The sequence below is a fragment of the Oceanobacter antarcticus genome (assembly GCF_044962685.1).
GTDB classification, from domain to species: domain Bacteria; phylum Pseudomonadota; class Gammaproteobacteria; order Pseudomonadales; family Oceanobacteraceae; genus Oceanobacter; species Oceanobacter antarcticus.
The window spans coordinates 1-21,111 of the sequence record NZ_JBBKTX010000013.1 but is presented as its reverse complement, the minus strand read 5'-3'; the positions used below and the strand labels follow the sequence as shown (position 1 = coordinate 21,111).

Annotated in this window: 15 protein-coding genes; 6 read left to right on the top strand and 9 right to left on the bottom strand. The window is 50.2% G+C overall.

Going from position 1 to position 21,111, the window contains the following annotated elements; all coding sequences use genetic code 11:
* Positions 1-4: 4 nt before the first annotated feature.
* Positions 5-235 (bottom strand): DNA-directed RNA polymerase subunit omega, encoded by a 231-nt coding sequence (gene rpoZ / locus WG929_RS11425; protein ID WP_369855935.1) that lies wholly within the window; start codon positions 233-235, stop codon positions 5-7.
* Between the two features lie 274 nt (positions 236-509).
* On the opposite strand from rpoZ, the gene WG929_RS11420 reads away from it, so the two are divergent.
* Entirely contained in the window at positions 510-1,421 is a 912-nt protein-coding gene (locus tag WG929_RS11420) for a dioxygenase family protein (RefSeq protein ID WP_416206120.1), read from the top strand.
* A 2-nt stretch (positions 1,422-1,423) separates the two neighbouring features.
* Here the strand turns inward: WG929_RS11420 and gmk are convergent, their stop codons facing one another.
* The 5 genes from gmk to WG929_RS11395 all read right to left on the bottom strand — a co-directional run bounded on the left by gmk (position 1,424) and on the right by WG929_RS11395 (position 4,828).
* Positions 1,424-2,053 carry a guanylate kinase gene (gmk, locus tag WG929_RS11415; RefSeq protein WP_416206206.1) on the bottom strand — a complete coding sequence of 210 codons (630 nt, stop codon included), beginning with the start codon at positions 2,051-2,053 and terminating at the stop codon, positions 1,424-1,426.
* Positions 2,054-2,122: 69 nt separating this feature from the next.
* Positions 2,123-2,683 (bottom strand): AEC family transporter, encoded by a 561-nt coding sequence (locus tag WG929_RS11410; RefSeq protein WP_416206119.1) that lies wholly within the window; start codon positions 2,681-2,683, stop codon positions 2,123-2,125.
* A 330-nt stretch (positions 2,684-3,013) separates the two neighbouring features.
* On the bottom strand, positions 3,014-3,229 hold the full coding sequence (locus tag WG929_RS11405) for a hypothetical protein (RefSeq protein ID WP_416206118.1): 216 nt from the start codon (positions 3,227-3,229) through the stop codon (positions 3,014-3,016).
* A gap of 162 nt (positions 3,230-3,391) precedes the next feature.
* The gene (locus WG929_RS11400; protein WP_416206117.1) at positions 3,392-3,967 is read right to left on the bottom strand and encodes a glutathione S-transferase family protein; all 576 of its coding nucleotides are present in this window, start codon (positions 3,965-3,967) and stop codon (positions 3,392-3,394) included.
* 174 nt (positions 3,968-4,141) lie between these two features.
* Positions 4,142-4,828 (bottom strand): glutathione S-transferase N-terminal domain-containing protein, encoded by a 687-nt coding sequence (locus WG929_RS11395; protein ID WP_416206116.1) that lies wholly within the window; start codon positions 4,826-4,828, stop codon positions 4,142-4,144.
* A 306-nt stretch (positions 4,829-5,134) separates the two neighbouring features.
* Between WG929_RS11395 and WG929_RS11390 the strand changes: the two genes are divergently transcribed.
* The 4 genes from WG929_RS11390 (at position 5,135) to WG929_RS11375 (ending at position 15,224) form a co-directional block, all read left to right on the top strand.
* Positions 5,135-8,425, top strand: coding sequence for a TonB-dependent receptor domain-containing protein (locus WG929_RS11390; protein ID WP_416206115.1), 3,291 nt, complete (start codon positions 5,135-5,137; stop codon positions 8,423-8,425).
* A gap of 43 nt (positions 8,426-8,468) precedes the next feature.
* A complete protein-coding gene (locus WG929_RS11385) occupies positions 8,469-12,896 on the top strand; it encodes a beta-helix domain-containing protein (RefSeq protein ID WP_416206114.1) in 4,428 nt (1,475 codons plus the stop codon).
* Between the two features lie 440 nt (positions 12,897-13,336).
* A complete protein-coding gene (locus WG929_RS11380) occupies positions 13,337-14,608 on the top strand; it encodes a beta-helix domain-containing protein (protein WP_416206113.1) in 1,272 nt (423 codons plus the stop codon).
* Positions 14,609-14,819: 211 nt separating this feature from the next.
* Entirely contained in the window at positions 14,820-15,224 is a 405-nt protein-coding gene (locus WG929_RS11375) for a hypothetical protein (RefSeq protein ID WP_416206112.1), read from the top strand.
* A 114-nt stretch (positions 15,225-15,338) separates the two neighbouring features.
* On the opposite strand, the gene WG929_RS11370 is transcribed toward WG929_RS11375, so the two are convergent.
* From WG929_RS11370 to WG929_RS11360, 3 genes are all read right to left on the bottom strand, one after another.
* Positions 15,339-18,338 carry a TonB-dependent receptor gene (locus WG929_RS11370; RefSeq protein ID WP_416206111.1) on the bottom strand — a complete coding sequence of 1,000 codons (3,000 nt, stop codon included), beginning with the start codon at positions 18,336-18,338 and terminating at the stop codon, positions 15,339-15,341.
* Positions 18,339-18,406: 68 nt separating this feature from the next.
* Complete coding sequence (locus tag WG929_RS11365) at positions 18,407-19,462, bottom strand: FecR family protein (protein WP_416206110.1); 1,056 nt, start codon at positions 19,460-19,462, stop codon at positions 18,407-18,409.
* Positions 19,462-20,013 (bottom strand): RNA polymerase sigma factor, encoded by a 552-nt coding sequence (locus WG929_RS11360; protein ID WP_416206109.1) that lies wholly within the window; start codon positions 20,011-20,013, stop codon positions 19,462-19,464. Before WG929_RS11360 ends, WG929_RS11365 begins: the two co-directional genes overlap by 1 nt.
* 653 nt (positions 20,014-20,666) lie before the next feature.
* Here WG929_RS11360 and WG929_RS11355 point away from each other — a divergent pair.
* Positions 20,667-20,969 carry a helix-turn-helix domain-containing protein gene (locus WG929_RS11355; RefSeq protein WP_435873319.1) on the top strand — a complete coding sequence of 101 codons (303 nt, stop codon included), beginning with the start codon at positions 20,667-20,669 and terminating at the stop codon, positions 20,967-20,969.
* Positions 20,970-21,111: the final 142 nt, after the last annotated feature.

Below are 21,111 nucleotides of genomic sequence, written 5' to 3'. Positions count from 1 at the left end.
GGACTTAGTACTGCTCGGCTTTGGCTGCCTCTTCCTGTGCCGCGATCGTCGCTGGAGTGACCAGCTCCGCTGAAATTTCGCGCAGGGCAATAACGGTCGGCTTGTCGTTCTCTTCCGGTACCAGTGGCTCAAAGCCTTCGACTGCGAGTTGGCGCGCGCGCTTGGTCGCAAGCATTACCAATTCGAAGCGGTTATCAACGTTGGTCAGACAATCTTCAACAGTTACGCGTGCCATAAAATTCAAAGTTCCCGTCAGATGAGAAATCGGTAGAACCGGGCATTTTAACTGATTTTCTTGGATATGGAAGCTGCTTTGTTGGTGATCATGCGGGTCAACCGGGTATTAAATTGTCGGGTTATATCAGCGCTTGTAGGATTTGGTCAGTACTGGCAAGGGTTGCAGAGCTGTTGGCGACAATATGCGATTATCAAAAACATCGGGTTTTCAGACAGAGTAAGCCCACCAAAGTCCATCTCTGTTGCAAGCAGAGAATGAAAGTGAGGTTACCTTGATACCAACGGTCAAAATTCTCAGCCGTCGCCGATTGCTGGCGCGGGCGACATCTCTGGCTGCGTCTCTGGCCATTACGCTACCGGTCACCGGCCTGGTTGGATGTGGTGGTTCGGAGTCAGTATCGGACTCTGACAGCCGTACGGATACTACTGATTTAGCGGAGAGCGATTCTGATTCATCAACCGATACTTCGTCTGACAGTGACAGTGTTGCCTCAGATGAGTCGCTGGCACAGGATAATTCAGCAATCGACTGGGCTTCCGGTGGCACCGACAGCATGTCGGCAGAATACCCGAACCCTTTTGATGCAGGTTATGGCAATACCTGTGATCTGACCAGTCAGACCACGGCAGGGCCGTGTTATTCCGACACCGTGGCGCGGGAAGATATATCCGAAGGTCGGGTCGGCTTGCCAACTCGATTGTGTTTCCGGCTGGTGGATGCTAACTGCGATCCGGTGGCCGGAGCGGTAGTCGATATTTGGCACTGCGACCGCCTTGGGGTGTACTCGGGCGATGCGATGCAGTCGGTAAATTTTTGTACTGGGGGCGATAGCGAATATACCAGCAACGATTTCTTTCGTGGCACTCAGACAACCGATGCCGAGGGTGTCGTCTGGTTCAGTACCTGCTTTCCGGGCTGGTACAGCAGCCGAGCGGTGCACATTCATTTTATTGTTAGCATTAACAATACCAGCTACGTAACGTCGCAGGTGGGTTTTGTGGATGACCTGGTCGATGACATTCTCACCAGTCACGCTGAATACAGTAGCCGGGGAACGCCAGACACGCACAATTATAACGATACTGTCTTCCCGTCATCTGGCTATGAGGAGTATTTGCTCGATACCCATAAAATGTCGGATGGCTCGATGCTGGCATGGAAAACGCTGATGATTAACGCTTGATTTCAGGCGTGAGTATCACCCTGAAGCAGCGCCGTCAGTGTATCGGCATGCCGTGCTTGCTGGGCTTCGATGCGATGACGGCGGGCAATCACGATAGCGCAGAGTTCTTCCAGCGTGTTGTTGAAATCGTCGTTAATGATCAGGTAATCGTATTCGCCGTAATGGCTCATTTCTGACTGGGCATCGCGCATCCGGCGATTGATGGTGGCTGCGTCATCCTGGCCACGGCCTTGCAGACGTTGACGCAAGGCACTGATGGACGGTGGCGCAATAAAGACGGAAACCGCTTCCGGCATCAGTTTGCGTACCTGTTGCGCGCCCTGCCAGTCGATCTCCAGGATCACATCGCGGCCTTCGGCCAGTTCGCTTTCGACCCAGCGTTGGGAGGTGCCGTAGAAATTATCGAATACCTGGGCGTGTTCCAGAAACGCCCCTTCGCCAATCATTTGCTGAAACTCATCGACATTGACAAAGTGGTAGGCAATGCCATTGTCTTCGCCAGGGCGAGGTGTACGAGTGGTGTGGGATACCGATACACCGATATAGGGCATGGTTTTCAGCAAGGCATTGACCAGGCTGGTTTTACCGGCGCCAGAGGGGGCGGAGAAAATAAACAGAGTGCCAATCATCAGGGAAAGTCTTCTTGCTGGTTCGGGAATTCAGCCAGTATATCAAAATCTGTTGGTCAGGCTTGTTTGCGGTCAGTTGGCCACCCACCAGATACCGCTGACAACCAGTAGCGAAAAGGGCATGGACAGCAGAATCATCATGGCCACTTCATCGGCAGGGCCTTTGTAACGCGCTGTCAACATGTAACTGATGACGGCCATGGGCATCGCTTGCTGCACCAGCATGGTCAGGGTTTCGGTCTCGGATAGTGGCACGATCCGGGTAACCAACAAGGCCACCGCGACTCCGATGAATGGGCGCCAGGCAGAAAACATCAAGGTACGACCGAATGCCGATCGATCCGACCAGCTCAACTGTGCTACGGAACGGCCCAGTAGCATCAACATAATGGGTAAGGTAATACCGCCGAGCATCGACAGGGTTTTCATTACTGGATCCGGCAACGACAGCCCAAGAGACAACACCACGGCACCGATGATCAATGCCAGAATCGGCCCGTTTTTGATCAGCTGACGCGGAGAAAAGTCCCCCGACATACAGCCTACACCCAAGGTAAAGTGGCTGATTTGTACCACTGAAGAGATCACCACGGCGGCGGCCAGACCTTCATCCCCAAACAGGGCGTAACACACCGGAATACCCAGATTGCCTGTATTCGGATTGGTTAGCGGTGGTAAATAGAAGCGCGGACTTTGGCCAATCAGACGCAGAAATATCTAGGGGGCGTTCTCAATTGGTCAATCGGACCTGCTGAGAGCCCGTTGGCTTCAGAACAAGGCATGAGGAGTGTGGTTTAGCGTGCTCAATAAGCGACGAATAACACCGTTCTGGAGTCAACTGGCCTCAGCCCGAAGGGTTATGGTTAAAAATCCATCATGCGGTGTTGTTGAACTTGAAAAGGGCCCACCATTCTCTGCGTTCAACGCCTTGCCTGATGGATTTTTTCTCCATAACAGGACGCGTTAACTAATTGAGAGCGCCCCCTGGGTCACGACGGCAACTATTGCCAGAATCAACACGGTCGTACCGACCAGCTTGGCCATGCCCAGCACATCCATTTTCATCGACAGGACGGACGTCAGCAGTAAGGCTGGTACACCAATATGACTGACCAGGGCACCCAGTGTCGGGCTGTCGAGATAATCGGTTTTTCTGCTTAACAAGATGCCTAATAACATCAGCAAAAAATCGGGGTGAGGGCACTGGCAAGAGCCTGAAGCATGGAACATTAACCGTACGACAACCATCGGAGCCGTATTCTAGCAGGCGGCAGACAATCTATCTGCGTACGGTTAGTTCGCGGGTGGTTCACTTGCTCGGCCGTTGATAATCCAGGCTGATTACAGCGGGCGGGTGCTGGCGCAAATATCCCGCTGATCAAACTGGCGGGCTGCAGCCACCAGATTGGGGTAATCCGTCAAGGTGTGCAGCTCGCGGAACAGAATCCAGTCAACCAGGCACACGATACAAATTGCCGCGTAATTCCAGGCATCAAACTGACCTGTGGCCGCTTGCTGATCGAGCCAGCCGAGGGAATCCTCAATACGTTCCCGTTGCAGTTTGAAGATCAGGCGATCCTCTGCGACTGGCAGTTCAGAGCGCTTGCTCATTAACAGGATGACCATGGAGTCGGTCACCGCATCGATCACGCTGATCTGATTCGCCTGTGCAAGCGTCAGCTCCGGCTGCTGCAAGCGTTTTTGCAGGTAGTGGTGAATCACGTGAGAGTCGAAAATACGGCTGCCGTTATCTTCCAGCACCGGCATTTTGCGGATCGGAGTAATGGTGGCGAACGATGCCCGGTCTTCGTCTGTCAGAATGTTGACTGGCTGGAGTTGGTATTCCGTACCCTCCAGCTGCATTCTGATGCGTCGCACAAAGGGGGAAGCCAGGCTGCCGTACAGAGTCATCGTCATGAAAATCTCCTGAAAATATAACGCTCAAGGGGACATATATTTAATCCGGTGCTCACTCTGGGCTACCGGATTAAATAAATGTCCCTCAAGCAATAAAACGTTGCCAGGCAATATCATGCAATGGATTGACGTTGCAGGACAGCCCCGCTTCTTTATTAAACCGGTTGCGGCCAATCAGGGCGTCAGTACCGCCACGCTACCGGTGCGCTCCATACACAGATTCAGCCATTGGGTGACGTGGTGGTAAGATTCCAGCTCCAGCACCTGTTTGGCGTCATACACCTTGCTGAGCGCCCTGACCCAGGGCCAGAGCGATATATCCGCGATGCTGTAATTATCACCCATCACGTACCGATGATCGCTCAGGCGCTGGTTCAGCACCTTGAGCAGACGGCCGGTTTCATCCTGATAACGGGCCAGCGCCCGCTTGTCCTCCCAATCCGCACCGCCAAATTTCTGGAAGAAACCAAATTGGCCGAACATCGGGCCAACACCGCCCATCTGCCACATCAACCATTGGATCGTTTCATAACGGGCATGGCGGCCGGTAGGCAGGAAACGACCGCTCTTCTCCGCCAGATACAACAAAATGGCACCACTTTCCCATAGCGCCAACGGTTTGCCGTCCGGGCCGTGGGGATCGATGATGGCCGGAATCTTGTTGTTCGGGTTTAACGCCAGAAACTCCGGGCTGTGCTGGTCAGCATGACTGAAACTGAGGCTGTGTTTCTCGTAGGGCAGGCCGGTCTCTTCCAGCATTGCCGATACCTTCAGGCCATTCGGCGTATCGACGCTATAGAGCTGGATAATATCGGGATTCTTGGCAGGCCAGCGTTGGCTAATCGGAAATTCGTCAAGCATGGTGCTGATCCTCTTTTTTAATGAACACCTTTGTGGCACTCCGCGCTAGGGTTGGTTCCTGAGCGGCATTGATCACTGCCGAACGCTTTGGTGCAACAGCGGCTGTTGTCGTCGCCTTGGGCTATCACACGGAGCGTGGGGCCAGTTGGTTCTCGTTTCATCCCCCCCGTTTCCATGCTCCTGCGCGCAGTCACAAAAACTTAATGTCGCCACTTTATCCAAATCCCGTCTTTAGCTCTGTTCCTTGGGGGCGCAGCTCGGCTGTGTTCACAAACTTTTATCTTTTATCAAAAGGGAAGAGACGTAATGAGGGCTGGACATACACGGCTAATTACCGGCACGTTAGGGCTGTTAATCGCCAGTCCGCTGTGGGCAGCGGGCATCAAAGTAGATTTTGTCATGGATGGCCAGCCGGTGGGTGATGCCATCGTGTTGGAAGATGGTCTGGAATTGGGCCGTACTGACGCCAATGGCAGCCTTTGGATCGACAGTGTTGATGGCGGCCGCAAGGCGCTGGTGGTTGAAGCGGCGGGTACACGTATCCCCGTCAGCTTTACGCTGGACAGCGACGAAGCAGCGTTCGTCAGTATTAGCAAAACCAGTGGCGTGGCCAGCGCGGAAAAATCCGTTAAACGTATTCCTCTGAGTCAGTTGAGCCACCGTAATGGTCAAGTCAGCTCTGACGATGGTGCACTGGTGGGAGTGATTGAAGGTGCTGTCACCGACGACATTACCGGCGCGGCCATTGCCAATGTGGTGGTCTCGGTTGAAGGCAGCGACATCACGACTCGTACAGACGGTTATGGTACCTACGAAATTCAGCTGCCAGCTGGCAACTATCGGCTGACTTTGCAACATCCTGATTATCGTGGCCAGACGCTCTCTGGCGTCAAAGTGGTGTCACAGTTATCGGTCAATCTCGAAACCAATATGAGTAGCAGTGACGACGGCTACAGTCAGGGTATCGAAGAGGTAGTCGCCACTGCCAGCTATCAACCTTATAACCCGGTCGACATGGAGCGTATGTCTAGCTCGGTGCTGGACAGTATGGACTTTACCCAGATCGCCCGCTTCGACGACAGCACCGTCAGCTCGGCGCTCAAGCGGGTGGTCGGGGTCAGTTTGGAAGACAGCCGCTATGCCATTGTTCGGGGTATGAAAAGCCGTTACCAATCCACGTATTTTAACGGCGCAGTGCTGCCTGCTACCGATCCGGCCCGGCGTGATCTGCCGCTGGATATCTTCCCGGCCAGCATTATGCAAACCCTGTCGTTGCAAAAAAGCGCCACTGCCGACGTGCCCGGTACCGCCACCGCTGGTCATATTGAAATGAAAACCAAGCCAACGCCGGACGAAGGCTTCTTCAAAATATCGGCCACGCTGGGCTACGGCAAAGCCAACAGCGAAGAAGGCTATATGAGCAAAGAAAGTGGCGGCAGCGACTGGACCGGTTATGACGACGGTTTTCGTGAAATGCCAGACATAGCCAAAGAAGCCCGAGGCGCTTATTTCTTTGGAGATCCAGACGCAGATGGCAGTAACGGAGTTGGGTATAGCGAAGAATTTCTCCAGTACCGTGAAGACCTGGGTGAGTCCTTTGAAAACTACGGTGTTTACAAAGGTGATCTGCCCGCTGATGTGTCCTTCAGCCTGGCGGGTGGTGACAGCTGGCTGACAGAAGACGGTCAGCGACTGGGGGTGATTGGGGCCTTCCGTTACAGTAATAAATGGACCAACGACGAAAAAATACAGAATGGTTTTGATCTGTATACCGTCAATAATTCTGATACTGGCGAACAGGAAGATATTATCGCTTTGACCTCATCCCAGGTCACTTACGATACCAACAATATTATTGACCTCAGTGCCATGCTAAACGCCGATTGGCGAATTACAGAAAATCACACTCTGGGAATAAACAATCTTTTGCTGCGCCATACTACCAGCTCCGCAGAGTTTGAAGACCAATATAATATTTCCAGTGGTTACTGGATTGCCCAAAATGATATTGTTCTGCCAGAAGACCCGCGCGATTGGGCCGTTGACTCAAGTATTGAAAAGTTCCAGACCCAAAGTATTGATTGGATAGAAGAGCAGTTGGTCAGTCATCAGCTATGGGGCGAGCACTACTTTAATATATCCGAAGTTTCTGGGCTTTTGGGTAATCTTAAGGCCAATTGGCAAATTGCCCGCTCGTCCAGCGAATACGATCGTCCCAATGCCCAGCGCTATACCTACCAGGGAAGCCAGACCTCAGACCCTACTCTTTTGATTGGCTATAGTACGGCTTATAATCTTTGGGAGTATTCTGAAGAAGATGGTAATGCCTCGAGTATCGACCTGGAACTACCTATTAACGAAACTGGCAATATTGCTGTTACTGCTAAAGCCGGTTTGTACAAATTGGACCGCACCCGGGATGGCTATGAAGATCGATTCTCCTATAACGCTAATAAGTTAGAACAAGAAACCAGAGAGGATATTCTGTTGTACCCCGATCCTGCAGACATCTTTACCGATGAATATATTGGTGATGGCACCAATGGCAGTAATGGTTTGTATGTTAATTATGGCGGCTCTTTAAACGACGAAGATGATATTGGTATCGATAACGGCTATCAGTACCGTGTTGAACAACACACCAACGCCATGTACCTGCAAACCGATTGGAACTTGTGGAATACAGTCACCGCCAATCTTGGGGTGCGTCGTGAATCCTTCAAGGTAGAAGCTGACCAGTACTACTACAATCCGGAGCCATTGTACGAACTGCTGGACGAAACCAAAACCTTGCCATCCGTGGGGGCTACCTGGCTTATTAACGAGCGCTGGCAATTACGTGGTGCTTTCAGCAAAACCGTCAGCTGGCCAGAAACCTTCGAGCTGCTGCCACGTACCTATCGGGACATTGAAACCCTTACCGCATATAAAGGTAATCCGGATCTGAAGCCCGCGGACATAAAAAACTACGATATGCGACTGGAATGGTACCCGAGCGATACCGAATCTGTCAGCCTGGGAGCCTATCGTAAAGATATGGATAACCCGATCGAAAATGCTTTCGATAGCATTGGTAATGACTACGATTACTACACCTTCGTCAACGTCGACTCCGGCAAGGTTAGCGGTTGGGAGCTGGATTTTCGTACGGAATTTGACCTGGGTTACAGCCACGCCTTCTTTGTGCAAGGTAACTACACCGATATCGAATCGGAAGTTACCCTTGCAGAAGACTCTAAAGAAACCGACTTGGATCGTCCATTACAAGGCCAGCCAGACTATATTGCTAACTTACAATTGGGTTACGACCATATTGAAACCGGTCAGGAAGTCACACTGGTATTTAACCGCAAGGGGAAAGAGCTGGTCATTGTAACACCAGATGCAGGCAGTAACGTTACCAATGTGTATAGTGAACCTTATGATGATCTTAAAATTATCTATACCAAACGCTTTGGTGACGATTTGAAAGTGTCATTATCCGGTGAAAATATTCTGGACTCTGAAAAACGCCAATATTACGAAAAATATAACGTGGCGTATTTGAGCTATAAATCTGGCCCCAAATACAAGCTAAAAGTCAGCTACGACTTTTAATGCTGAATTTACTGGATATCCAACATAAGTAACAGGTGACAATATGTTATTGAATTATTCGTTCCAGGCGACCCGGTATATACCCCGGCCGCTGCCAAAAGTACTGGCCACAGCACTGACAGCCGCCGTACTGGCCAGTTGTGGTGCCGATGTATCCGATGAAACTGCCATGCAAGACAGCATGGAAGTATCGCTGGCCCAGTGTGAAATTTTGCAGTACGGCGTAGTGGGAACACCCACTGAACCGGTAGTGGTTGATGGCGAAGAGGTGAATGCCTGCCTGCTCAGTACTAGTTTTGGCGAGTTAGAGAATACCCGTTCTATCTCCGATAACCTGAACATGATTCAACTGAAAACCAGCTGGAACTACGAGCCGCTGGTCTGGGTATTGGATGGCGTTTACCAACTGGGTGAAAGCAAGCAATACCAAACACTGGATGAGCTGGTTGCAGATCACAAAGCGTTTCAGTTGGGTTCCAGCTCAAGCACGGTTTACGCCAGAGAAGGCACGGTTGTGATTGTGCATCGTAACGCCCAGCTTTCTGCCAGTATTCAATCGCTGGACGATAATCTGGTTGGTGGTGGAGAATGGGGTGGTATCATCATCAATGGCATCGGCTCTGCGCCGGAATGCTCGCAAACTGCCAGCCCGGAAGCACTGTGTAACATCGAAGGCCCATTTGGTTATTACGGTGGTGTCAGCCCCGGCACCGACCTGGTTACTTATGGTTTGGGGTTCAATACCAACACCAGCCAGGGGCTGCCCGGTTTATACACCCTGGGCTCTGGCACCAGCTCGGTGATTGGTGAAGCCGGTGCTGAAACCCAAGTAACGCTCGAAGGTTACGAAGGCGGCACCATTCATTCCGCCGTTACCGCCTATGCTCCGGTAGCAGGACAAGTGGGTAACGTGATTGCTTATTCTGGCAATACCGCGATAACCGCCTATGGCGGTAGCTGGAACCTGTTTACAGATACTTTCACTGGATCTGTTCCCACACCATATATCACCGAATCGGCCAGTACAGCGGTTGAGCTGAACGAGTATCAGGGCGGCTTTGCTGCTCGGGTGAGCCACAGCAACAGTACGGCTGCTATTATTCTGAATGGCGGAGAGGTTGATCTGATCAACACCACACTGTACGACCAGTACAGTCAGGCGGGCAGTGCACTGGCATTGACCAGTGCTTCAATGCTGTCCATCGATGATGTGGTGATACAGGGGTTTGATACCTGCCTGGCACCACAGGATTCGGCCAGCCAGATCAGCATTGGTTCTGCTTTGCTCAACTGTAGCAATATAACTAACAGCACCGATAATGCATTAGCGGCAATTGCGGATGCCACCGACCTGATAACCGGTGCCGATCCCTTGCTTAGCTATATCTGGGCAGTAACCAACGACAGTTTAAGCTTTGCCAATGTTGAGGATATTAGCCAATTAGGTGCTGGTAACGTTGGTGTTTCCAGTAACGATCTTTACAGTGCCGCTATTTTGTTCCCGCAGTGTATGGGTGTTGGTACGCTGGCAGACGACACTCTGGCGTTTGATAACACGCCGTATCAGGTTTGTGACCTGAATTCCCAATTGGCCGAGTCTGTCACTTTGTATGGCTCTTTCAGTATGGAAGGACTGCTGGATAACGGTGGTTCACCGGATTATTACCCTAAAAATATTGCTTGGCGTATTGATGGCCAGGTACAGGTCGGTACAGACTTTACTTCCCTTAGCAGCAGCGAACAGGCTGCCGCATTGGCCAGCCCGATACAACTGACACTGGCTTCCAGTACCAAATTGGTAGCTACCAGCAATAATGATTCCGAACTGGTGATTCAGCCGGATGCGCGCTTGCGTGTTGCAGGCTCCAGCACCGTAGCGGTAGAAGTCGGTGCTGTGGGTTTGGGCGCTGGTGATATCACCTCCAGCTGGCGCGGTATTAGTGTTAATGGCCACAGTGACGCTGATTACCAAGTGGATATTCACTACTTGCGCCTGTTCGATACCGGTGAAGACGGTCAGGCCGCCTTGACCCTGAACGAGGTTGATGACAATTCCCAAATAGCCTATCTGGATATTTATGGTGCCGGCGCTGACGGCCTCAATATCAACGGCGGTGCGGTAAACTTTGATCATCTGGTGATGGCCAATATCGCTGGCGATCAGATCGCCTGGAGCAACGGTTATACCGGCACCATTGAAACCGCTATTGTCAGCCCAGGAGATGACAGCACCGGTCATGTACTGCATGGCATCAACGACAGCACAGATTACGACGCCAGCCCGCGTTCGCGTCCTGTGATCACCAATATCACCGCCGCTGGCTTTGGCTCTGCCAATACTGCCGTATTGTTGGAACAAGGCTCTGGTTTACTGATGTTTAATTCGGTGTTCTCAGACTTCGCCACTTGCCTGGATATTGACGATGCCGAAACTGCCGCCTTACAAAGCAGCGACCCGCAGGGGATTCTGTTTGATGGCGTGATATTCAGTTGTGAAAACACCTTGGCAGCAGATTCCGAAGACAGTGGCTACGATTACGGCTACACCGTTGCTTCTTCTAGCGGTGTCTACGAAGAAGATCCCGTACTGGATACCAGTTATGTGATTACCGGCGATACCTTGGCCAGTCAGGCCAGCCTCAGTAGCTACGCCGGTCTTATTGGTGACAGCTATAGTCAGCTGAACGACGCTGGCTACATTGGCGCTGTCTCGGATAGCAGCGACAACTGGTATAACAACTGGAGTGACTCGGTGGTTATTGCTCCAGATTATGAATGTAATAATCTGGGTATTCTAGTTGCCCTAGAAAGGGTGGGAGATAGATTTGACTATGATACTAATGGCGATGGAGAGATCAGTACTGAAGAAGAGTTCTGGTATCCAGCGTCCAAGTCGTGCCGGATTTTAGGTGGTATCTATACCAACAGCGTTACCATCAGCCAGTACACGGGCTTGTCAGGTGAAACGGTTGAACAATGGCTGAACGATGGTTACACCCTGGAGGAAATTCAAGCAGATGCTCTGACCGGCGGTTGGGCAATCAACACTAACACGGGTGAAACTCGCTATATTGAAGAAGCAGTAATGCGAGTGGCACCGACCCACTGGAGTATTAAAGGAGTCGTTCATATTGGTAATGGTCATCAGGAAATTACTGATATTGATACCGTAGCTGAAATGAAAGCTAATCCGACGAAGCTAACTGTTGGGGCTGGTGTAGAAATTAATCCTGAATCTGATGGCTCAGTATTACATATTACCCGATCCGGAAGCCTGAATGTTGAAGGTGTTAGCAGTGAATCTGGAGAAATGGCGCATCTATTTATGCCACTAATTATCGACGGCTTTGGTCGTCACAATCAATGCGAAAATGCGAACATTGCCGAGTCCGGAATTGAGGTTTGCAATATTCAAGGTGACTATGGATATTATGGTGGGTATGATAATGAGTATGCTAATGTAGATATTAGTTTTTTATATCAGCACAGTATTTTGAGGCTTAATTCAGTTGGGTCTGGGATGGTTGAAAGCCTGTATCTGGATAACTATAACGCTTTGTCTGAATTTGGTGATGCTGGTTTAGGGATGGATTTTATTCGAATTGATGGTGGTTCAATTAACTTTAGATATCTTTATTTTACAGGAGTTGGAAATATTCAAGGGGGTAGTTATTTGTATTGGACTCATGGCTATCAAGGTACTTTGCAATATGTAAGTATGGAGTCCGGTGCCAGTGGCTTTGTTACTCCGTCAGCGACACTAATGGCAGATGATAATAGCCGATTTTATCCTATGATTAGAGGGGAAAATGTTCTGGATGAAGAGTGGGATGAATCCACAGTAGATCTCCCTAGGTCTATGCCAACTCTGAGTAATTTTGTGTTGGCCTATGAAGATTTCAACTACCCTGATTGGGGATTTGTTGTTGATGATGGTATATCTTCTTTAGTTGATCTAAGTAATGATTCTGGGCTTTTTTTGTACAACAGTGTAGTGGGATCGACTGAGTACGCTGCGTCAGTTGAAGGAAATGTGAGTTATTGCTTTTATATCGATGATACTATCAAGAAGCAGCTTGGCAGCACTTTGGTAATTAACAATTTGACAACAGATTGTGATATCAACAATTTGGCGAATAATCCTGATTCATCGAGTTATTTCGCAGACTTGGTAAGTGATGATGCTAATTCTTCCGTATTTTATTATGAGTATGCAATGAGCGAAAGTAGTCCATCAGATTATCAGGATGTACAAAGCATTAGTATACTTAATGGGATGTCTAGTTTGCATTACCCGTATTTTGAAATTATTAAAGGTGCAGATCTTGTTTGGAACCCAGTCACTGATACTTGGTCCTTGGATTACTCCAGCTCACAAACAGTAAATGCCGATGTTATCGAGGATAATAATTACATTGGAGCATTTGATTATTCGTTGGTTTTTGATGCAGGTGAGGATATTGAAGACTAGAACCAGAGCATTGGATTGATTTGGTGGTTTTGCATTGAAAAGGGAGCTTTTGCTCCCTTTTTTATTAAAAAATTCAATGGCAGTCTATTTAAAATTTAAAATTTTATTTGTTGTGTTTTTTAAATTTATTGATTGCCGGTTTTATGCTGATTGGTGGTGGGTTTTTATGATTGTTGTTTCGATTTTTTTTGATATTACAAATATATTAAGTTTTTATAATATTAGGTTTTCATGTTGTTTTTTTAGTCGTTTTAATGTTTTAAGTATGAAATATTTTTGTCTTTTAAATCTGTCATTGTTTACTGGCTCTTGAAGAGCATGTTGTCGGAAATATTATCCGATATGCTTGGTGCTGGCTTATATCACCGCCTTCGATCGAGAATGTTTGTATTCAGTTTTTGCAAACACAATACATAGAACGACATTTTGGAGATTGAATTATGAAAAAATTGATTCTTGCGTCTGCTTTGATGGCAGTATCTGCTGGAGCTTTTGCTTCAAGCGGTGCTTGCTCCTCTGTTGGTACTATTGCTGCTGTATCATATAGCTGGAATGGTACTGCTTACACTCTGTGTGAGTTGCCTTCTTCTATTACTACTGACGAAACCTTGTTCAACGGCAATGACACTATGACAGGTCAACCCGTTCTGTGGGCTCTGCCTGGTATCGTGACTGTGGGTGATGGTTATGAGTATGGTAAAACTCCGGCCACTGCCAACGATGCGGAATTGACGATTGAGTCTGGTGTTAACGTGATTGCTACTGCATCTAATGCTGCTCTGGTAATCAGTCGTGGTGCTACCATTTCTGCGGTCGGTACTGCCAACGACCCGATTGTTTTTTCCAGCTCAGACGAAAATTATACCGGTGAAGGCGAATGGGGTGGTGTAATTCTGTCTGGCTTCGGTGTTGCCAATGAGTGTAACTCGGGTTCGGATACCTGTCTGATGGAAGGTATCAGCTCTGATTACTATTTCGGTGGCAGTCTGAGTACTACCATGGGCAGCGGTATCCTGAAGTATGTTGTTATTACGGAAGGTGGCAGTGAAATCAACGTGAATGACCCGGATGATGTTGCTAACGGTGGCGATGAAATCAATGGTCTGACTCTGTATGCAGTGAACGATACTGGTACTACTATCGAATATGTTCATATCAATGAAAATTACGATGACGGTATCGAATTCTTCGGTGGTGATGTGGCTGTTTCTGATATCTGGCTGACTTGTAACGGTGACGATAGCGTCGATTGGGATTACGGTTTCCATGGTTCTATCGAGAACGTGTATATCGAGCAAGGCGACAAAAACGGTGCGGAAGACTACGCTTTCGAGCTGGCTGGCAATCCGAACAACTCTGCTGCTACTCCATTGGCTTCCGCCACTGTTACTGGTGCCTGGGTTCAGTACAATGGCTCTAATGCCGCTACCATGACCGATGCCATCTTCAAACTGAAAGAAGGCACTGGTAACACCAACGGTACCGCCAATGGTGTTGTCGGTGGTACACCATTATTCGATGAAATTGTAATTACTGGTTACGCTGGACAAGAGTGTGCTGAGATTAGCTCGGCAAACATCTCTACTGACAGCTTCGAAGCAGTTTCTTACGATTGTGCAATAACCGCCGCTGCTGATGGTAAATTTGTACCAACGGGTTCCAGCTCCTTTACATACAACAACTCTTTTTGGACTGCGCCTGCTTGCCTGTAATTTTTCCTGCGATCTAAGGTAATCCAGGCCAAGGCCCATATCATAAGGTATGGGCCTTTCTGGTATCTGCACAGACGCTATTGGTTATTGGTGGAATATGTACATTTTCTGGCTGGGTTGTTGGATTGGTGCATGGTGTTGGGTGTATTCAGGAATAAAAACATATGACAAGTGTCAGACCTCGCTGCGATATTGGTTACAAGGTAACGCGATGAAAACATCGGATCCGTTGAGTGAGGTCTCAACCTTCGAGGAATACCGTATATACCAGTGGTTTATTCATGGTGGGCGTGAGCAAGCCACCGAACGACAGTTGGAGTCTTTTGAGTGTTGGTTGCAAGGTCAATCTGGCCGTTGGCTGAAGGCCGAGGAGGTTGTGAATATCTGGGAGGCGCCAGAGTTCGCTGCCGCCATCCTGGCATTGGAGCCGCCGGAGAGCATTGTAACGTCTGATGATTGGGATCCATTTGACGAGGTGGATTCCAAAGGGCTGGTGGCATTGTGTTCCGCTGTTTGTATGGTGATTAGAGCCGTGGTTTTGGTGTTTCGGGGTGTTTCTTGGGCTGTCATGCGCCTTGGCGCTGCTATGGGTTTGCCATGCCGTATTCGGTCGTGATTTTTTGTTCTGGCGGCTTTGGGGGCAGTTTTCCGTTTGTTTGTCTTGTGATGTCGTTTTGGAATATCGGGTTTGTATCGTGGCTTTGATATAAAAATCCATCTTCAAGTATTGTCAAAACCCTACATCAAGGCTTAACCAATATTCCCTTCCGGTGCGGTAACTGAGGTAGTGGTAGTCGCCTTGTTGGTAGTGGTGGGCGGTGTTGATGAGGTTATTGATGTTGAGGGTCAGGCGGGCTGGTTTGAGTTGATAAGTCCAGCTCAGGTCAAGGTGGTTTCTGGGCTGTTGGTAAACCGCAGGCAGGTCGTTGCGGTCGCTGGTGATGTAGAGCTGGGTGCCGCTGCGCTTGTAGACGAGGCTGAATGTGTGTGTGTTGCTGGGTTGGTATTGCAGGCGCAGGGCGCTGATGTAGGCGGGTTGGCCTTGTAACGGGCGGCTGTCTGATGTTTTTGTGGTTGTCTCTGTGATGACGTCTGAGTCTGATCCGGTTTCGTCGGTATTTTGTTGGCCGGTGACGCGTTGCTGAACATGGGAGCGGATGTTGGCATAACGGCCTTGAATCTTGAAGTGTTGTCCTGACCATTGCCATTGGTAGTCGGCTTCCAGCTCCAGGCCTTGTACTTGTCCAAAGGGGGAGTTTTGGTAGCTGTAGTTGCTGTAGCTGGCTTGGTCGGTGGCTTCTGTGTCGTCGGTGAAGGTGCCTTCTATGGGGTGGTGAATACGTTTCAGGTAGAGCGAGCTGCCCAGTCGCAGTGGGATGTCGAGTGGTTTCCACTGCCATGACAAATCCCAGTTGTGAACGTCAGAGTTGTTCAAGTCTGGGTTACCAATGGTTTTGGTACGGGTGTCCAGGTCTTCGTAAATCACGGGCAGTAGCTCGTTGAATCGTGGCCAGACGACGGTTTGGCTGTAATTGGCCCGCAGTTGATGAAAGCTTGGGCGGTATTCGAGTGCGATGGACGGCAACCAGCGACTGGCGGTTTGCAAGGGTTCTTCGGCGTGGGCTTCGGTATTCCAGAGGGCTGCTGTCATCTGGTTGTACTCGCGTCGGATGCCGCTGATCAGTTGCCAGTGTTCGCTCAGATCCAGGTCGTTCAGCAGGTAGGTCGCGCGATTGATTTGGGTGGCGCTATAGAAGCGACCACTAAGAGAGGTGCTGCTGTCGGTATCGAGCAGGGTGTCTTGTAGTATAAACCCACTGGATGAGGCGTCGCCGGTAATGAGTTCGGGGGTCAGGATGTCGTTGGGGTTAGGTTGTTCCATCAGTTGGCTATTACTGGTCAGGTCGTCACTGCCGCTGTACGTGTAGAGCAGGTTGTAGCCGTGACGCTGTTTTTGGCTGCTTTCCCATCCCCATTTTAGCTCTCCGGTCAGGAGGTGGCTGTTTATCCCAAAGCTGTATATCCGGTTCAGATGCAGGCTGATTGAGTGGCTTTGCTGTTGCATGCTGCGCCAGCCGATGTTGGTAGTGGATGGGCTGAGCTGAAGTTGGTAATCACTGTTTTCTGAGGTGGATGAGTAACGGTAGTCCAGGTCGTGAGGGCGGTCGTAGTTGGTCTGGGTTGACGCTATTTGCCAGTATAGATCGGTGGCAGAGGTCAATTGATGACGGCCGTATAGTTGGCGCTGTAACAGGCTGCGTTCAGTCCAGTTGATCAGGGCGCGGCGGTAGGCTGTGTTGCTGGGTATGTCGTGCTCGCTCTTCCCTTGGGTTTCGATCAGTTCGGCCCTGTGGGTGCTTTGGTGGAGCCAAAGCACATTGAATCCGAGGTAGTGCGCGTCGTTGATGTCGAGACCCAGTGCGGCCATGGCACTGAGGTCGACGATGTGTTCGCTGCGTTGGTGGGTTGAGTCTTCGTGATGGAAGTCGGCAGAGGAGCCGGAATACCCGGTTCCTGTACTGTAGCTGGTGGATTGGATCCAGGTGTTTTGCCAGTGATCCCGCAGGTTGAATGATAGGGTTCCACCCAGGGTAGCGTTGCTGATCTGGCGGCTTAATCCTGTGCTGATATCCAGGCCGCCACTACTTTGGCTATGGGCCTGATAAAGCCCCATGTCGCCGACCACGGCTTCTCCCAGTTGCTGGCGCTGGGTGTTACTCAGATCATCCAGGCTTCCCTGACGGGCTGTGTGCAGTAGTAAGTCGGGAATGCGTCGGCTGCCATCGTCAAATCCATACCAATCGCTGCTGCTGCTGTAGCCCTGTAGTGTCGAGCTAGAGTTGCTGCCCTGGCGATAGAGATAGTTGGCAGCCAGTTGGGCGTAGTCGTGTTCGGGCAGTTGCATGGTATCGAGGTTGAGAATACCAGCACTGGCCTGACCGGGGGCGTCGGCATACACAGATTTTTGTAGGTCGATACTGTTGAGGATGCCGAGCGGGATGAAGTCGAGCGGAAAATTTTGCCCGGCAGGGTCCAGGCTTGGGAGCTCTCCTCGATTGATCTGAATGGTCTGATAACGTCCGGTCATGCCGCGAATGATGGCGTAGCGGTTATTTTCGATCTTGACGCCGGAGGCCAGTTCCAGCGCTGCAGGCAGATTGCGGACTCCGGTTTGGCGGAGTTGCTCACGGTCAAGCTTGAAATCATGGTTGCCGGTCAGCTCTGGAGCACTGCGGCGGGAAGCGCCAGCTTGTAGCTCGGCAGTGACGAATATTTCATCGGGCAAGTCGATGCTGGCGGTTGGTGTCGCTTTTATTGTAATTGCTGCTGTTGTCTGTGCGGCTGGTGCCAGGTGTGCCGAGAGCACCAGGGTGTCTTCAATCACTCGATAGCCGATGTGGTCGGGCAGTAGCAGGCTTAGCCACTGGGGCAGCGTTCGGCAGGCCGGGGTGGGGTTGTTTGCAACTGGTAGCGCTACAACGTCGGCACTACTGACCAGTTGTAAGCCAAAACGGTTGGCTAATAACTCGGTGGCTTCTTGCAACCCGGGCGAAGCCAACTGCAAGTAGCGCTGATCGCTATTGCTGCACTCGGCTGTTGGAGACGCCGCTGGATTCGTCGCTGTCTGGCTGCTGAGTGCATGTACTTGTGATTGTGATTGTAGTGCTAGGCCGATGATCAGGCAGATACCGGGATACTGCGCCAGAGCTGGCCACTGAATACTTGGCATCCAAAGACTGGCCTGGCGGCATTCACAGCAACGGCGGATCAGTGGGGCACGGCTGACAGTGCCCATGGTCAGCCTTGGTTCATCCCTTTATCCGTCTCTTGATTCGCTTTTTGATCTATATCGGGGAGGGTCAGGTAAATGGTCTGGAGATCGGTGTTTATAACGGCTCGTGGATGATTTTCAAGACCATATAATGCCTGCAGGATCACCAGATTTTTATTGGTGTCGCGTAAATTGAAACGGCCGTTCACGGTCAGTTCGTTGACGTTGTCGGCGGCTGCCCAGCGTCGGTTGGAATAGCGGTTGAGTTCGATGATCAGTTCCGCCAGTGGCAAGTTTTCGGCGACCAGCAGGCCATGTTCCCAGTCACTGGTTGCGTCAGTGTCCAGGTGACTGATGACGCCTAACGCGCGTTGGCTGACCCGAATGCGTTGACCCGCTGTTAACACGGTCTTTTGACCCTGACCGCTCATGGGGCTGATTTCGACCCGACCTTCCAGCACCGTGAGCTCTGTAATCGAGCCGCGCTGGTCGACGTTAAAGACCGTCCCCAGCGCTTTCATGGCTGCCTGCCGGGTTTGGACAATAAATGGTCGTTGCGGATTTTTGGCGACGGAAAACTTGGCTTCGCCCTGGGTCAGGTCGATGTGGCGCTCGGCACGCTCATAGCGAACCAGCAGCTCAGTGTTGCTGCTCATATCCACAATTGATCCATCTTCAAGTGGGTGTTGGCTGGTTTGTAAACGCTCAGTCTGGAGCCTGAGCAGGCGGCTGCCACTGGGTGCGAGGTGCAGAACGATGGCTGTTGCCAGCACCAAGCAGGCGGCAATGGCCGCTGGCCAACGGTAGCGGTTGCTTGAGGCATAAGAGCTTTGAGGGCTTGGTTGTTCATCGGCGAGTGTGTTGGTGTCGAAGGCCGCCAGCGCGGCACTGAATTCGGGATCGTTCCAGATGCCGGAAATAGCGTCAGCCTTATGCTGGCGGGCTTCACTTTCTGCCAGCCAGTGGTCAAATTCCAGCCGCTGCTGGTCAGTTGCCTGTTCCAGACCGCCGTGTAAGAACCAGTGGCAGATGCGCTCTTCTTCATGATGTGTCAGCGTGGGAAGTGATGTCGCCCTGTTCATTATTTGACCTTGTTGCGAATGCTGGATGGACGGTATTCGATACTTTGTTCCATGCGTCCTTCGATGGATTTCATCGCCCGGTTGATGCGCTTTTCGATGGTCTTGCCGGAAACCCCCAGTCGCGCGGCTATCTGGCCATTGGTGAGTCCGTGCACCTTGCGCAGTATGATAAGGTTGCGGGTTTCCTCCGGCAGGCTGGCAACGCAGGTCATGAACATTTCTAGCCTCTGCTTGGCAGCAATCACACGTTCGGGTTGTGGGGCTTCGCTGGCAAATGTGTTTTCTGGCAACTCGTGCAGTGACTGTACTTCTTCCTGGTTGCGGTAAAAGTCATTGATGATGTTCATCACGACCCGATAGGTGTAGCCCACCGGATCGGAGGTGCTGTGGCCTTCCTTGAAGCGTCCCAACGAGCGTGCCACGGCCTCCTGAAAAATGTCTTCCGGTTCCTGGTTGGGAGGTACTCTGTTTTTTATGAAACGCAGCAGCCTTGGCTTTTCTTCTTGCAGCAGCCGGGCTGGTAGTACTAGGGCATCCTGATACAGATTCATTTCGACACCTGGGTTCTTGAAGCTTTTGCTGCCTGTCAAACCATCGGGTTCAAGGGTGGGTATGGTGCAGGCCGGGGTAATGATTCTTCCGCAGTTTTATGACGTATGGATGAATATTGCGTTGTTAATGCCAATAAATCATATGTTAATTCAGGCTTTTAAATCAATGAGTTAGTGTTTTCTTTTGTTATGTTACCGTTGGATGAATTATTTATTTATAGCTCGAATTATTCTTACATTTTTATTTTATGGTTTTTATTGTTATTGGTTTTATATTGATTGCCTGAGGCTGTTTGTATAGTATTATTCGCGCTCGGTTGAAAAATTATCGATCAGCCGAGTTGCTTGTCGAATGGTCGGATTAATCCTGGTATTCCATAGGCAGAACGCTGAAAGTAAGTTCCAATCTTCCTCGTTTTATATCTTTGCCAGTCTCTGACTGGCTTTTTTATTATTCTATATTTTGGATTTGCCCACCAGTTGCCTCTGGCTTTTGCTGAATCGTAGTGGTGAGCAATGTAAAAACAGTGCCGTTTTTACGCTGCTGTCAGGGTTAAAAAAATAGCAGCTTTGAAAAGCTTATCGAGTAAATTTTCAACACCTTTTCTTTTTGTGGATACAATAGTGGCCATTTTTGGTTTTTTACCGCTACAATGGATATAACTGTGTCCAGTGAGCCGTTGCGGATGAATTTCACCTTACTTGATGATACCGATGTAAGCCAAGCCTATGCTGCTTATTTGCGTGAGTTACGCCAACGCGCAAAACTGTCACGAACGGCATTGGCAGAGCGAAGCTGTGTACCTGCGGCCACCATTAAGAAGTTTGAGTTGACTGGGCAAATTTCATTTCGCCAATTGCTGTTGCTTTGGCAGACACTTGATTCGCTAGATAGGCTCTATCAACTCACACAACCTAGCAAAGAACGCACTGCTATACCCACTAGTGTCCCTTAACAAAAGTTCACTTGGTATTGTTCTTATCTGATAATCGAGCAATGGACTCGATGATCTGGTCAGCAGTTTTTTGCCACACAAAGGGCTTCGGATCATTGTTATAAACGGCCAAATATTCCCTGATGGAGGCTTCCAATTCACG